The 16,127-nt window shown below is 50.7% G+C and carries 10 protein-coding genes; 9 read left to right on the top strand and 1 reads right to left on the bottom strand.

The features are described 5' to 3' along the window. The first annotated feature begins 104 nt into the window (after positions 1 to 104). From Q0R57_RS02960 to Q0R57_RS02945, 4 genes are read left to right on the top strand one after another with little or no spacing between them, the layout of a single operon-like run. The gene (locus Q0R57_RS02960; RefSeq protein ID WP_294743762.1) at positions 105 to 950 is read left to right on the top strand and encodes a DUF3737 family protein; all 846 of its coding nucleotides are present in this window, start codon (positions 105 to 107) and stop codon (positions 948 to 950) included. Continuing rightward, entirely contained in the window at positions 947 to 2,116 is a 1,170-nt protein-coding gene (locus Q0R57_RS02955; RefSeq protein WP_294743760.1) for a MalY/PatB family protein, read from the top strand. Before Q0R57_RS02960 ends, Q0R57_RS02955 begins: the two co-directional genes overlap by 4 nt. 27 nt (positions 2,117 to 2,143) lie before the next feature. Further along, positions 2,144 to 4,132: an oligopeptide transporter, OPT family gene (locus Q0R57_RS02950; protein WP_294743758.1), complete on the top strand. Its 1,989-nt coding sequence runs from the start codon at positions 2,144 to 2,146 to the stop codon at positions 4,130 to 4,132. Between the two features lie 30 nt (positions 4,133 to 4,162). Next, positions 4,163 to 5,755, top strand: coding sequence for an alpha-L-arabinofuranosidase C-terminal domain-containing protein (locus Q0R57_RS02945; protein ID WP_294743757.1), 1,593 nt, complete (start codon positions 4,163 to 4,165; stop codon positions 5,753 to 5,755). 192 nt (positions 5,756 to 5,947) lie between these two features. Here Q0R57_RS02945 and Q0R57_RS02940 read toward each other — a convergent pair whose 3' ends face one another. Beyond that, positions 5,948 to 7,687, bottom strand: coding sequence for a Na/Pi cotransporter family protein (locus Q0R57_RS02940; protein WP_294743756.1), 1,740 nt, complete (start codon positions 7,685 to 7,687; stop codon positions 5,948 to 5,950). A 114-nt stretch (positions 7,688 to 7,801) separates the two neighbouring features. On the opposite strand from Q0R57_RS02940, the gene Q0R57_RS02935 reads away from it, so the two are divergent. From Q0R57_RS02935 to rplC, 5 genes are all read left to right on the top strand, one after another. Then, the gene (locus Q0R57_RS02935) at positions 7,802 to 9,463 is read left to right on the top strand and encodes a nucleoside kinase (protein WP_294743755.1); all 1,662 of its coding nucleotides are present in this window, start codon (positions 7,802 to 7,804) and stop codon (positions 9,461 to 9,463) included. Positions 9,464 to 9,565: 102 nt separating this feature from the next. Then, on the top strand, positions 9,566 to 11,797 hold the full coding sequence (locus tag Q0R57_RS02930; protein ID WP_294743754.1) for an anaerobic ribonucleoside triphosphate reductase: 2,232 nt from the start codon (positions 9,566 to 9,568) through the stop codon (positions 11,795 to 11,797). A gap of 42 nt (positions 11,798 to 11,839) precedes the next feature. Further along, entirely contained in the window at positions 11,840 to 12,331 is a 492-nt protein-coding gene (gene nrdG, locus Q0R57_RS02925) for an anaerobic ribonucleoside-triphosphate reductase activating protein (RefSeq protein WP_294743753.1), read from the top strand. Positions 12,332 to 12,462: 131 nt separating this feature from the next. Then, positions 12,463 to 15,276 carry a hypothetical protein gene (locus tag Q0R57_RS02920; protein ID WP_294743751.1) on the top strand — a complete coding sequence of 938 codons (2,814 nt, stop codon included), beginning with the start codon at positions 12,463 to 12,465 and terminating at the stop codon, positions 15,274 to 15,276. Between the two features lie 328 nt (positions 15,277 to 15,604). After that, on the top strand, positions 15,605 to 16,127 hold a 523-nt coding region (gene rplC, locus Q0R57_RS02915; RefSeq protein ID WP_294743749.1), incomplete at its 3' end, for a 50S ribosomal protein L3.

The following is a 16,127-nucleotide window of genomic DNA, read 5'->3' as shown; positions in this document are numbered from 1 at the left end:
AGAGTTTTTGGTTTTGACTGCAAAGATAAAGAATATTTCGAAAACAAATGTGTTTTTTTCGGAAAAAGTTGTATCTTTGCGAACTGAAAACCAACATATCACGGATGGACACATTAAGGAAGATGCATTTTGAGGGCGAGCGCCCCCTCTTCGAGAGGCATCACCTGCGCTTGGAGCAGGTGACTATCGGCGATGGTGAGAGTGCTATCAAAGAGTGCTCAGACATAGAGGCAGAGGACTGTCGCTTCTGGGGCAAGTACCCGTTTTGGCATGTCCACGGCTTTAAGATAAATAGGTGCCAGTTTGATGCTGGCGCCCGTTCGGCGTTGTGGTATAGCGACCATCTGGACATGCGTCATACTCAGATTGATGCTCCGAAGATGTTTCGTGAGATGCACGACCTCTATCTGGAGGATGTGACCATCAACGATGCTGATGAGACTTTCTGGCGATGCCAGAACATCGAGGCAAAGAACCTGGTGCTGCATGAAGGCACCTATCCGTTTATGTTCTGTGACAATGTCAGGATTGACGGACTGCAGACAGATTCGAAATATGTGTTCCAGTACTGCAAGAACGTGGAACTTAGGAATGCGAACATTGTGACGAAGGACTCGTTCTGGGAGTGTGAGAACATCACCATCTACGACTCACTGCTCGATGGTGAGTATCTGGCGTGGCACTCAAAGAATGTTCGTTTGGTAAACTGTCATCTGGCAGGTGAGCAGTTGCTGTGCTACGCCCAGGGACTGGTGTTGGAGAACTGCACTTTCGACAAGGCCTGCGACCGTGTGTTTGAGTATAGCGATGTTCATGCCGATATCCGCGGCCACATCGAGAATATAAAGAATCCCAGCAGCGGGCGTATCGTGGCAGACTCGATAGGCTCGATTACTATCGATGAGAACGTTAAGGCACCGAATGACTGTGTAATAACAATTAGACAATGAAATACAATTTCGATGAGATAATAACCCGTCGTGGCACAGGCTGCGTGAAATGGGATTTGATGCCTAGTGATGATGTGATACCCTTGTGGGTGGCAGATATGGACTTCAAGGCGGCACCAGCCATACAGGAAGCCATCCACCAGCGGGCTGAGCATGGGGTGTTTGGCTATACTGAGGTAGGGAAGCCTTACTATGAGGCTGTGGTCTCGTGGTTTCAGCGTCGTCATCAGTGGACCATCCACCGTGAGGAAATCCTCTATACCACAGGGGTGGTGCCAGCAATGTCGGTAGCTATCAAGGCACTGACCATGCCAGGCGAAAAGGTGCTGATACTCTCGCCCGACTATAACTGTTTCTTCTCCTCCATCCGCAATAATGGCTGCGAGGTTCTGGAGTCGAACCTGTTGCTGAGCCGCAGTGACAACAAACCTCGCTTCGAGGTTGATTGGCAAGACTTTGAAGCCAAGTGTGCCGATGAGAAGACAACGTTATTCCTACTATGCAATCCTCACAACCCGACGGGTCGTGTGTGGATGAATGAGGAACTGAGCCGGATGAACGATATCTGCATGAAGCACAACGTGAAGGTGGTGAGCGACGAGATACACTGTGAACTGGTGATGCCTGGCTATAGGTTCCGGCCTTTTGCAGCTGTGAGTGAATCGTGCCGACAGAACAGCGTAATACTGAACTCACCTTCGAAGTCGTTCAATATTGCAGGACTGCAAACGGCCAATATCATCTGCGTGCGTCCTGACTGGCGTCGCCGTCTGGATCGTGCTATTAATATTAATGAGGTGTGCGACCTGAACCCCTTCGGTCCCGTGGCCCTGATGGCGGCCTATAACGAGAGCGGAGACTGGATTGATGAGTTGAACAAGTATCTATGGGGCAACTATTGTTTGCTTTGCGATTTCGCTGCAAAGAATATTCCGCAGTGGAAGGTCATGCCTCTTGAGGGCACCTATCTGTCGTGGGTCGATATCTCCGCCACTGGGCTGTCATCTCAGGGCTATGCCGACCTCCTGCTCAAGAAAGCGAAGGTGTGGGTGAACCCAGGCACAATATACGGTCCACAGAGTGGCGAGGGTTATATCCGCTTGAACCTCGCCTGTCCGAAAGCGGTGCTGACGGAGGCGCTGGAAAGGATGAAGAACCTTAGCTGAATCGATGAATAATTAATCATTAAATATATGGAAGATATTAAGACGCAACTGCCGGAGAATGCGTTCCGGGAGTTAAAGGACGGCGAACATTATGAGCCGTTGATGTCGCCTCAGGGGCACTACCCCGAGGTGAATGGGTGGTCAGTGACGTGGGGCGTACTCATGGCAATGCTCTTCTCTGCTGCCGCTGCCTATCTGGGACTAAAGGTGGGACAGGTGTTCGAGGCTGCCATTCCCATTGCCATCATTGCCGTGGGTGTATCTACGGCAGCCCGCCGCTCGAAGGCGCTGGGCGAGAATGTGATAATCCAGTCGATAGGTGCCTGTTCGGGTGCTGTGGTGGCTGGTGCCATCTTTACTTTGCCTGCCATCTATATTCTGCAGGCCAAGTATCCAGAGATGTCGGCATCGTTCCTGCAGGTGTTCATGGCCTCGGCATTAGGTGGTATCCTTGGCATCCTTTTTCTGATTCCTTTCAGAAAGTATTTCGTCAGCGAGATGCATGGTAAGTACCCGTTCCCTGAGGCAACTGCCACTACACAGGTGCTGGTTAACGGTGCCAAGGGTGGCGACCAGGCCAAGCCGCTGTTGCTGGCAGGATTGGTGGGTGGTCTTTATGACTTCGTCGTGGCTACCTTTGGCTGGTGGAACGAGACAGTGACGAGCCGCATGATAGGCTGGGGCGAGGTACTCGCCGACAAGACGAAGCTGGTGTTTAAATGTAACACTTCGGCAGCAGTGCTGGGACTGGGCTATATCATCGGACTGAAATATGCCATGTATATCTGTTTGGGCTCGGTGGCTGTATGGTGGCTCATCGTACCAGGCATGGCCCTTATCTTTGGCGACGAGACGCTGAGCTTGGGTGGCGTGGAGGCTACCACAGCAGTAGGTGCGATGTCGCCTGAAGAGATATTCAAGACCTACGCCCGCTCGATAGGTATCGGCGGTATTGCAATGGCTGGCATCATTGGCATCATCAAGTCGTGGGGCATCATCAAGAATGCCGTGGGACTGGCTGCCAAGGAGATGAAGGGCGGAAAGGGAGACGAGCCGGTGTCTCGTCGTACGGATAAGGACCTGTCGTTTAAGTTCATAGGTCTGGCGTCGATAACGGCACTGCTGGTGACGTTTGTGTTCTTCTGGCTCGGCGTGATGCACAACCTGCTGTTTGCCGTAGTGGCTATCCTGCTGGTCACCGTCATTGCATTCCTCTTTACCACGGTGGCTGCTAACGCCATCGCCATTGTGGGTTCGAACCCTGTTTCTGGCATGACGCTGATGACGCTGATACTGGCATCGGTGGTGATGGCGGCAGTGGGACTGAACGGCGCGGGTGGTATGCTGGCAGCACTGATCATGGGTGGCGTGGTGTGTACCGCACTGTCTATGGCAGGCTGTTTTGTGACGGACCTGAAGATTGGCTACTGGCTGGGCTCGACACCTAAGAAACAGCAGCAATGGAAGTTCCTGGGTACGTTGGTGTCTGCTGCTACTGTTGGTGGCGTGATGATGCTGCTGAATCAGACTTACGGCTTCGACCCCAACCAGGAGGGACATCTCGTAGCTCCGCAGGCTAACGCGATGGCGGCTGTCATTGAGCCGATGATGAATGGTGCTGGTGCACCCTGGCTGCTCTATGGCATCGGTGCCCTGCTGGCTATCGTGCTGACGTGGCTGAAGATTCCCGCATTGGCCTTTGCATTAGGTATGTTTATCCCTCTGGACCTGAACATCCCGCTGCTGGTGGGCGGCGCCATCAACTGGTATGTCACCACTCGCTCTAAAGATAAAGAGGTGAACGACAAACGTGGCGAGAAGGGTACCCTCATCGCCTCGGGCTTCATCGCTGGCGGTGCTTTGATGGGAGTTATCAGCGCCCTGTTGCGCTTTGGTGGACTGGACTTCATCAATGGCGAATGGCTGGCCAATCCGCTGTCGGAGTTTGCAGCCCTTGCGGCCTACATCCTCCTGATGTGCTACTTCATCTGGGCCACACGAACCAAGAAAGCATAAACATTCACAACAATAACATCCTAAGACAACATGAAGAAAGTGATTCTGACAACAGCCATCGCATTGGCTGTCACCGCTACTGCTTCAGCAGCGGATGCCATCAAGGCTACGGTTCACGCCGATCAGGCTGGAGCCAAGATTAATCGTGAAATTTATGGACAGTTCTCTGAGCACCTAGGCACCTGCATCTATGGCGGCCTCTGGGTGGGCGAGGACTCGAAGATTCCTAACATCAAGGGCTACCGCAAGGACGTGTTCGAGGCCCTGAAAGCCCTGAAGGTACCTGTGCTGCGCTGGCCAGGTGGCTGCTTTGCCGATGACTATCATTGGATGGATGGTATTGGTCCGAAAGACCAGCGTCCGTCGCTGCGTAACAACAACTGGGGCGGCACCATCGAGGATAACTCGTTTGGTACACATGAGTTCTTGAACCTCTGCGAGATGCTGGACTGCGAGCCTTATATCAGCGGCAACGTGGGCTCAGGCACGGTGAAGGAGATGGCCCAGTGGGTGGAGTATATGACCTCAGACGGCGACACTCCAATGGCTCGCCTGCGCCGTCAGAACGGCAGAGATAAGGCTTGGCACGTGAAATACTTTGGCATTGGTAACGAGGCCTGGGGCTGTGGTGGTAACATGACGCCAGAATACTACAGCGACGAGTTCCGTAAGTTCAACACCTACCTGCGCGACTATACTGGCAACAAGCTCTATCGTATTGGTAGTGGTGCCTCTGACTATGACTATAATTGGACGGAGGTGCTGATGGAGAAGATTGGCAACAGGATGCAGGGTGTGTCTCTCCATTATTATACCTGTTCTGGCTGGGACGGTCCTAAAGGCTCTGCCACGAAGTTCACCAACGACCAGTACTACTGGGCACTGGGAAAATGCTTGGAGATAGAGGATGTCATCAAGCGCCATAAGGCCATCATGGACGAGAAAGATCCGAAGAATACCGTTGGCCTACTTGTAGATGAGTGGGGCACATGGTGGGACGAGGAACCAGGCACCATCTCTGGTCACCTGTATCAGCAGAACGCCCTGCGTGACGCATTCGTAGCATCGCTGTCGTTGAATGTCTTCCATAAGTACACCGATCGTGTGAAGATGGCAAACATTGCACAGATTGTCAATGTGTTGCAGTCGATGATACTGACAGACCAGGAGGGCACGGGTCACATGGTGCTCACACCAACCTATCATGTATTTAAGATGTACACGCCGTTCCAGGAGGCTACCTATCTGCCTGTCGATCTGCCTACTGAGACTATTCAGGTGAGTAAGGCTTACTTCAAGGAGAAGGAGGGTGCCAAGGATGCAGGTTATCGTCCTTGTCCTATGCTGTCGGCCTCGGCTGCCAAGACTGTTGACGGCAGTCTCGTGTTGGCCATCACCAATGTGAGCCTCGATAAGGCGCAGACCATTGACTTCAGTCTCGAAGGCTATCAGGCAAAGAGTGTTAGTGGTGAGATACTTACCTCGAAGAAGGTGGATGACTTTAATGACTTCCAGCATCCTGAGGTGGTGTCGCCTAAGGCCTTCAACGATGCTAAGTTGAAAAACAATGTCCTCACCGTGCAGGTGCCTGCCAAGTCTATCGTGGTGCTGAACATCAAGTAATCCCTTATCAAATGGTGCCTTAATTAAAGGGATAGGCTCCAAGAGTTAAAGAGATAGGCTCCATCATTTAAAGAGATAGGACCTTTCATTGAAAGGAATCATTCCTATGGGGGTAAAACCCCTATCTCTTTGAGTGTTGGAGCCTATCTCTTTGATTAATGATGATAGGTGATGAGCGACAGGAGGAAAGAATTAGGGTTCCCTCTGTCTGGTTCCCATACGGGCCTCTACAACGTTGACCACATAGTCGCCCAGTTTCTCGCACTCGTTGATGAGGTCGATATAGATGGTTCCCTCGGCGTAGGTGTATAAGTGGTTGTTCACATCGATGATGTTCTGAGCCTTCAACTGGTTGCGGTAGTTATTCATCTCGTTCTCGATGTTGAACGTGCGGTTGACGTCGTAAGCCTCCTTGCGTCCTCCCATCAGTTTGTTCATCTGGGTGAGTGCCTGGTCGGTGAGTGCCATCATCTGGTGCAGGTGGTTATACTGCTTCTCGATGAAGTGGTCGGCCTTGGCGGAATACTTGCGGTTGATGGTGCGAGCCATGTTGAAGCAGGCATCGCCAATAGACTCGAGTTCGCTGACCTCACGCAGCATGGCGCGAATCTTACCCTTGGTGTCGTCAGAGAGGTGTGCATCGCTGACGCTCTCGAGGTACTTGGCAATCTCGAGCTCCATATTGTCGGAGATGCCTTCGTACTTCTCAATACGGGTATAGAGTTTGTTGAAGTCCTGCTCGTTGTTCTTCTCCTTGCTGTGCTCGCTCGATGAGAGGTCGAGCAATTCCTGCACCATGCTAAACATGCGCTGCATACGCTCGGAGAAGGACTGAATCTCCTTCTGAGCCTCGAGCACCGAAAGTTCTGGGGTCTTCATGAAGCCAGCCGTAATGAAGTGCAGGCGGAAGTCCTCTTCCTCGTCCACCTTCTTGGGCTTGATAACCCAGCATACGAACTTCTCAATTTGAGGAATGAACCAGATGAGGATGCTGGCATTGATGATGTTAAAGCCCGAGTGGAAGGCAGCCAGTACGAATGTGAGGTATTTGTCCTTAGCCATATGGGCCATATCTTGATGGAACATCTCTCTGCCCAAATACTCGACAACCCATTGTACACCCTCGACGAACCAGAAGAACACAAAGAGTATCCAGAGCACGCCGAAGATATTAAAGAACATGTGGGCCAGAGCAGCACGGCGGGCTTGCGTATTGGCAGAGAGAGCAGCTAGGTTTGAAGTAATAGTCGTTCCGATATTTTCACCCAGCACCAGCGCGATACCCATTGAGATAGGCATGGCGCCACTGCCGCAGAGCAGCATGGTGATAGCCATCACGGCAGCAGAGGACTGCACGCAGAAGGTCAGCACGCCACCAAGAAGCAGGAATGCGAAGACGGTGAGATAGGAGTCTTTGGGAAAAGAGGCAAAGAAACTCAGCACGGCTTCATTATGTCCCAGGTCCATTTTCTGTCCTGTAAGACGCAGCGTGGTGAGTCCTAAAAGCAGCAAACCCAATCCGAAGAGGAAGTCGCCGATATAGCGGTGCTTCTTCATATAGATGAGGATGATGCCCAGGAAGAATCCGATATATGAGACGATGCTGATGTCGAACGATGCTCCCAATGCCATAATCCACGCAGTGAACGTGGTGCCGATATTCGCACCCATGATGACCGAAATGGCCTGGGCCAGCGTGAGAAGACCAGCATTAACAAACGAAACAGTCATCACGGTGGTAGCCGTTGATGACTGCACAGAGGCTGTTACGACAGAGCCAGTTAACAATCCAGTAATGCGATTGGATGTCATGGCTCCTAATGCGTGACGCAACTGTGGACCAGCCATTTTCTGCAGGGCCTCACTCATGGACTTCATACCAAACATAAGAAGCGCCAGCGAGCCGAGCATCGTGAAGATTGTGAGTATCATATTAATTGCTTGTTAGGTTTCGGAATTCGTGGGCAAAATTAATAAAAAAAAATGAAAAAAGGAATTTTTTTCAAGAAACTTTTTGTAAATTTGCACCCAACTAATATTACGACAATGGAAAAAACAGTCAAGGTTAACTGTCTGAACAATGGTCAGACTTATGAAATACCAATGGGCAGCATGTTGCAGGATGCTTACATGGCGATGGGGCTTGAAATGACACACGAGCCAATCCTCGCGCATGTAAATAATAAGGTGGAGGGTATGCACTACCGTCTCTATAAACCCAAGAACGTGGAGTTCTTGGATATTACCTCGACATCAGGACAGCGTGCCTATACCCGAACGCTGTTCTTCATCCTCTGCAAGGCTGTGCACGACCTGTACTCGCCCTGTAAAGTGGCTATCGACATACCCGTAAGCAACGGCTATTATGTGGATTTGGACATTGGTCACCCTGTGACCCTTGAGGATGCAGGGAATATCCGTAAGCGCATGCAGGAGATTATAGATGCCGACTATCCTATTCACCGTCATGAGACTACCACTGAGGATGCCATTCACATGTTCAATATCCTGCATACCTACTCGAAGGTGAAGCTGCTGAAAAGCTCAGGTTCGCTCTATACCACTTTCTATGATATAGACGATTATTACGACTATTTCTATGGTGCTTTGCTGACCCACACGTCGCAGATATACCTCTTCGGACTGGAGAAATACTATGACGGACTGCTGCTACGGATACCCTCGACAGAGCATCCTGAGGAACTTGGTGAGATTGTGATGCAGGACAAGATGTTCGGCATATTCAAGGAGCACCATCGCTGGCAGGATATTCTGGGTATGCGCACCATTGGCGACCTGAATGAGTGTATTGATCGTGGATTCAGCTCGCAGCTGATTCAGATTAGCGAGGCTCTGCAGGAGAAGAAGATTGCACGCATTGCCGATGAGATAGCCAACAGGAAAGGCATCAAGCTGGTGCTGATTGCTGGTCCGTCGTCGAGTGGCAAGACCACTACCTGCAAACGACTCTCGGTGCAGCTGGCCGTAAACAGCATCAAGCCTATCGGCATTTCGCTGGACGACTACTTCCTGGACCGCGAGCTGACGCCCCGCGATGAGAGTGGCGACTATGACTTTGAGAACCTGCACGCCCTGAACCTGCCGCTACTGAGGGAACAGATGAATGCCCTGTTCTGTGGCGAAGAGGTGGAGCTGCCCCGCTATGACTTCCCCACGGGTAAGAGCGTGAAGAGTGGAAAGAAACTGAAGTTGAACGATGATGATATACTAGTGGTGGAAGGTATTCACGCCTTGAATCCAGAGCTGATGGAGGGTGTGCCGCAGGAGCAGATATACCGTGTGTATGCCTCGGCGCTCACCACGTTGCTGCTGGACAACCACAACTATATCCCCACAACCGACAATCGCCTGCTGCGCCGTATCATCCGCGACCATAAGTATCGTGGAGTGTCGGCACAGGAGACCATCCGTCGCTGGCCCTCGGTGCGTAGGGGCGAGAATAAATGGATTTTCCCCTATCAGGAGAATGCCGACGCCATGTTCAACTCGGCCATGCTTTTCGAATTGGCTGTTATCAAGAGTCAGGCTGAACCTTTACTTGAACAGGTACCCGAAAACTGTCCAGAGTATGCCGAGGCCTACAGATTGCGTAAGTTCCTGAGATACATAAGGCCTATACCTGAAGACCAGATTCCACCCACCTCATTGTTACGTGAGTTCCTTGGTGGTTCGTCGTTCGAATATTGAACTTTTTTAACAGAAGAAATAACGGTTGCAAGGATGCGATTTCAGCAAAATTTCGTATCTTTGCAATCGTTTTTCATAGATAACCTAAAAACGAATAAACTTATGATACAGACAGTAGTGAAGCGCGATGGACGAATCGTCGGCTTCAATGAACAGAAAGTGATGGCTGCCATCAGAAAGGCCATGCTCCACACCGACAAGGGTGAGGACGAACGTCTGTTATATCAGATTACAGACCGCATAGCACAGCGCGGTGAAAGCCAGATGACCGTAGAGGAGATTCAGGACCTGGTGGAGATGGAGTTGATGAAATCGAGCCGCAAGGATGTGGCCCAGAAATACATTGCCTACCGCAACCAGCGCAGCATAGCCCGTAAGGCCAAGACCCGTGACGTGTTCCTGGATATCGTTAACGTGAAGAACAACGATATCACTCGCGAAAATGCCAACATGAATGCCGACACACCAGCTGGCATGATGATGAAGTTCGCATCGGAGACCACCAAACCCTTTGTTGACGACTACCTGCTGTCGCAGGAGAGTCGCGAGGCTGTGGCACATAACTATCTGCACGTCCACGACAAGGACTATTATCCCACGAAGTCGTTCACTTGTGTGCAGCACCCCCTGGACCATATACTGAACTGTGGCTTTATTGCAGGACATGGCGCCTCACGTCCTGCCAAGCGTATTGAGACAGCCTCGGTTCTGGCATGTATATCACTGGAGTGTGCTCAGAACGAGATGCACGGCGGACAGGCCATTCCTGCCTTCGATTTCTATCTGGCTCCCTTTGTGCGCCTTACATATATAGAAGAGGTGAAATACCTGGAGGACCTGAACGGCGAGGACTATAGTAGCCTGTACTATGAGCCGCTGCTGGACTATCTGAAGCAGCCCCTCGACGGCATGAAGGGTATAGACCGTGTGCGTCAGCATGCCATCAACAAGACGGTGGGTCGTGTGCATCAGGCCATGGAGGCTTTTATCCATAACATGAACACTATCCACTCGCGTGGTGGCAACCAGGTGGTGTTCTCATCCATTAATTATGGTACGGACACCTCGGCAGAGGGCCGCTGTGTAATGCGTGAGATACTGCTCTCGACCTATGAGGGCGTAGGTGGCGGCGAGACGGCTATCTTCCCTATTCAGATATGGAAGAAGAAGCGCGGCGTGAACTACCTGCCAGAGGATCGTAACTTCGATCTCTATCAGCTGGCTTGTAAGGTAACGGCACGCAGGTTCTTCCCCAACTTCCTGAACCTCGATGCCACGTTCAACCAATGTGACGAGTGGCGAGCTGACGATCCTGAGCGCTACCAGCATGAGGTGGCTACCATGGGCTGTCGCACCCGTGTGTTTGAGAACCGTTTTGGTCCGAAGACCAGCATAGGCCGTGGCAACCTCTCGTTCTCGACCATCAACTTGGTGCGTCTGGCACTGGAGTGTCGTGAGGTGGAGGATAAGGGACAGCGCGTAGGACAGTTCTTTGCCAAGCTGGACGAGATGCTGCAGATTACTGCCAAGCAGTTGGACGACCGTTTCCAGTTCCAGAAGACGGCCTTCGCTAAGCAGTTCCCTCTGCTGATGAAGAGTCTGTGGATAGGTGCCGACAAACTGGGTCCCAACGATACGGTGGAGAGTGTTATCAATCAGGGTACGCTGGGTATCGGCTTCATAGGACTAGCCGAGTGCTTGGTGGCACTCATTGGCAAGCATCACGGTGAGAGCGAGGAAGCCCAGGAGTTGGGTCTGAGGATTATCACCTATATGCGTGACCGAGTGAATGAGTTCTGCGAGAAATATCATCATAACTACTCTGTGCTGGCCACACCGGCAGAGGGACTGGCAGGTCGCTTTACGAAGAAAGACCGTCGTGACTTCGGTGTGATTCCTGGCGTCACGGACCGTGACTATTACACCAATTCGAACCATGTCCCTGTGTACTATAAATGCTCAGCTCGTCATAAGGCTGAGGTAGAGGCGCCTTATCACGACCTGACCCGTGGCGGACATATCTTCTACGTAGAGATTGACGGCGATGCCACTCACAACCCCCAGGTGATAATGAGTGTGGTGGATATGATGGACCGCCTGAACATGGGTTACGGCTCGGTGAATCATAATCGCAACCGTTGCATGGACTGCGGCTACGAGAATGCTACGCAGGATTTGAAGGAATGTCCGCGCTGCCATAGTCATAACATAGACCGTCTGCAGCGCATCACGGGCTATCTCGTAGGAACCACAGATCGCTGGAACAGCGGCAAACTGGCGGAGCTGAATGACCGCATTACCCATATCGATGATGGAGATCAGCAACTGTTCTAGGAAGACTAAATGGACTAGAGTAACTAGTACAACTAGAAGAAGATGATTAGTGTTCTGAACATTATAGAAGATACGATGGTGGATGGCCCGGGCTTCCGGACCTCCATCTATTGTGCTGGTTGCCGCCATAAGTGTGAGGGCTGCCATAACCCGCAGTCATGGGATTTCGACGGAGGACATCCCATGACGACAGAAGAGATTATGCGGATTATTGAGGCAGACCCCTATGCCAACGTTACCTTCTCGGGTGGCGACCCGATGTATCAGCCCGAGGGGTTCGCAGAGCTGGCACAGGCCATCAAGACACGAACCACAAAAACCATCTGGTGCTATACAGGCTTTACGTTTGAGCACCTGATGAACAACCCGCGACAGCGAGCCCTGCTGAATTATGTCGACGTGCTGGTCGACGGTCCTTTTGTCAAGTCACAGCGTGATGAGACGCTTTGTTTCAGAGGCTCCCGCAACCAGCGTCTGGTCGACGTGCCACAGTCTATGGCACAGGGCAGAACTGTGACGCTAAGCATGGGATAAGCAACCATGTAATAGTCTTTTTGGACAAAAAACACTATACTTTTCCCAAAAATATATGTTGTTCTTAGTAAGAATGACGTATCTTTGCACCGAAATTCTGAAACAACTATCAAACTCTTAAACAATCGATTATGAAGAAAAAGTTACTTTTAGTGGCGATGGCACTGTTCTCAATGACAGTAGGCTTCGCACAAGAAGAAGGTCAAGACCCTGAGGTTGTCTTTACCAAATCGCTCTCCTCTATTATCGAGGATGCAAAATTTATTGTGGCCAGCGACCACTACACCGATGGTAAGGCTGCATTGCAGAGTGCCATTGATGATGCAGAGGCTGCTGTTACCACTTCGGAGACCAACGAGGCTGTACGCTCTGCTATGCTTGCGCTGCAGTCGGCTATCGACGAGTACGTTTTTGCTAACGGACATGTTGATGCTACTGAGAAGGTGCAGAACCCTAGCTTTGACAAGGACGGTAACAACTCGACATCTGTGACAGGCTGGACCGTGAAGAACTTCAAGCAGAACCGTCGTAGCGTGAACTACTCGACCACCCGCTCTTGGGAGAATGGTGATATCTGCATGATCTCGCAGTTCGTGGAGCAGTGGGCAAACACCTCTCAAGGTAATATCAACGGCGAGGGTAATATCTCACAGGTGGTGACAGGTCTGCCCGCAGGACACTATCGCCTGACTGCTGATATCTTGGTAATTAACCAGCGTACCGAGGGTGTTACAGAGGACGCTGCCACGATTGAACTCTATGCTGACGAGGCCGTACGTCAGATTGGTCTGACAGACATCGGTACAGGTGATAAGGCTGCTGCTTTTAGTGTGGACTTCGATGTGACAGAGGGTCAGGAGCCTACTATCGGTTTCCGTTTCAAGGATCTGAACATCAACTGGCTGGGTTGGGATAACGTTACCTTATATTATATTGGTGACCCCGAGGTGTATAACAACATCGTCAACGCTGAGAAGCTGGCTGCAATTAAGGAGGCTTTGACACAGACTCTTGCTGACGCCGCTACTGCACTGGCCAGCGAGGATGCCCCCTTCTATCGTAATGAGTTGCAGGCTCTTATCAATGAGATTACTCCGATGATTGAGACTGGTACACTGGACGAACTGACAGATGCCAAGGAAAGACTGGATGCTGGACTGAAGACATTCAATGCATACAATAAACACTATACCGACCTCAAGACTGCCATCGAAAATGCTGAGGCTTTGATTGCTGAGGGCGTGATGACTAATGGTGTGGCAGCCTTCCAAGAGGCTATTAACACCGCCAAGGGTCAGCTGGCCTCTGCTGCCACAGATTTCGCTAATGATGCTGAGGCTGGTGCATCTTTTGTTGACGTAGCTCTGGAAGACCTGAAGATGGCTGAGAGTACATTCCGTGTGGCTAATGCCTGCTATGCATATCCTGCCAACGTGATTACCAATGGTAGCATGAACTCGATGGATGGCTGGGATGTGTTGAATGGCGGTACTGCCAATCCTGCTCTGCATATTAATACTTCTGGTAACGTGACTAACTTTAGCAAGCCTTTCATGGAGTGCTGGGTCAACAATACCAACTATGGTGAGGCCAACTATGCACGTCAGACCGTGAACAAACTGCCTAGCGGACTGGAGCTGCCTAAGGGTTACTACGTGCTGAAGGCAGCTGCCCTGGCTACCCGTCAGGATCAGCCTGACTTGAAGGTGAGCGGTGTCACACTGCGTCTGCAGGATCAGGAGATGGTTGTGCAGACTGCCAATGGCGTTGCTAACATCTATATGATTGGTTTTGATAAGCCTACTGCTGGTGGTGAGCTGACCTTTGGTCTCTACATTGACGAGAATACTGATGCTAACTGGATTGCATGGGACGAGGTGGAACTGCAGTTTGTTGGCGACAAGGACAAGTATTTGGCTGACTACTCTAAGGCTGTGCTGGGTGAAAGCCTCGAGGCTCTGCAGGTTGCCTTGGAAGCTGCCAAGAAGGCTATAGAGAATGTCGATATGACTGGTGTTGACTTTGAGGAGAGTGATCTGTATCTTGCCATGCAGGAGGCAGAGTACGTGCTGGAGGATCCCGTGGCTTCTCAGTTTGACAAGACAGATGTCGACCTTCTGATTCAGCAGATATACGATGCTATCAATGACTTCTATGTCAGTGGCGTATCTCCTAAGGAGGGTAGCTCGTTCGACTTCACCTCTATGATTAAGAACGCTGACTTCGACGTGGAGGCTGGCACAGAGTGGACTGTGGAGACGGAGAATGGTGTACTGCCTGGTGGTACAGACTGCGTGAACTGGTGGTTTGGTAGCTCTGGTCCTGATGAGACGACACAGGAGTTCAGCCAGACCGTCGCTGGTCTGCCTGCTGGTAATTACCTGCTGGATGTCAAAGCTGCAGTGCGTGTTGATATGACCTATTCTACGGCTAACTATACTGCCGAGAATCTGCCTAACTACATGACCCTCTGTAAGGTATATGCCAATAACGACAGCGCTGACGTACATCCCTTCTTCTATGAGGACGAGGCCTTAGGTCTGACATTGGAGGGCATGATGGCTATGACCAATGACTGGGACTACCGTCATGGTAATGGTACCTTGATTGACGATATGCTTAAGGGTTCTGACTACTTCCACTCTTATATTCCTTTCACCCTGGAAGAGAAGGGTAGCGTAAAGGTGGGCTTCCGCATCGAACTGCCTAATAAGTCTGGTCAGATGCCATTCATTGACTACTTCCATTTGGCATACTTCGGAAAGTATGAGCAGATTATCCCTGGTGCTACGCCTACGGGTATCGCCAACTTTGCTAAGAACGTTGAGAAGGTTCCCGCTGGCATCTATAATATGAAGGGTCAGCTGGTACGTAACGGCAACAGCTTGAATGGATTGGCTAAGGGCCTCTACATCATCGGAGGCAAGAAGGTCGTGATCAGATAAGAAAAGTACAACTATAAAACTTCAATAGACGGGGATGTGTCAGCAAAGACACATCCCCGTTGTTATAAATTACGTTAAATAATTGTAAAAATGTACTAATACGCGCTTGTTGTATAAAAATAAATGTGTACCTTTGCAGCCGCAAAAGTGGTTATTGCGCTGGCAGAATGCCATCAATACACTGAAAAAGAGCAGTTTATGTCTCCAAAAGGGTGGAGTGGGCTGTTTCTCATTTTTGTGTGTATATAGGTGTTTAAAAGGCAAAATGACACTTAAAAAAGAGAATTAAACATTGTATTATAACATTATTATTAAATTTTAAACTGAAATGCCAGGATTATTAGGAAGAAAAATCGGAATGACATCCGTTTTCAGTGCCGACGGCAAGAACGTGCCGTGCACTGTTATCGAAGTTGGTCCTTGCGTTGTGACCCAGGTCAAGACAGTTGAGAAGGATGGTTACAAAGCCGTTCAGCTCGGTTTTGGCGAGGCTAAGGAAAAGAACACTACAAAACCCATGATGGGTGTGTTCAAGAAGGCCGGCACAACTCCGAAGGCCCACTTGGCCGAGTTCAAGTTTGAAGAGGACTACAACCTGGGTGACACACTCACCGTAGAGCTTTTCGCTGATGCAGAGTTCGTAGACGTTGTAGGTACTTCTAAGGGTAAAGGTTTCCAGGGCGTTGTGAAGCGTCATGGTTTCGGTGGCGTAGGCCAGAGCACTCACGGTCAGGACGACCGTCTGCGCAAGCCCGGTTCTATCGGTGCCTGTTCTTATCCCGCCAAGGTGTTCAAAGGAATGCGCATGGGCGGCCAGATGGGAGGCGACAGAGTTACTACTCAGAACCTCA

The sequence above is a fragment of the uncultured Prevotella sp. genome (assembly GCF_946407605.1).
Lineage (GTDB): Bacteria > Bacteroidota > Bacteroidia > Bacteroidales > Bacteroidaceae > Prevotella.
This window is presented reverse-complemented; position numbering and strand designations above follow the sequence as displayed.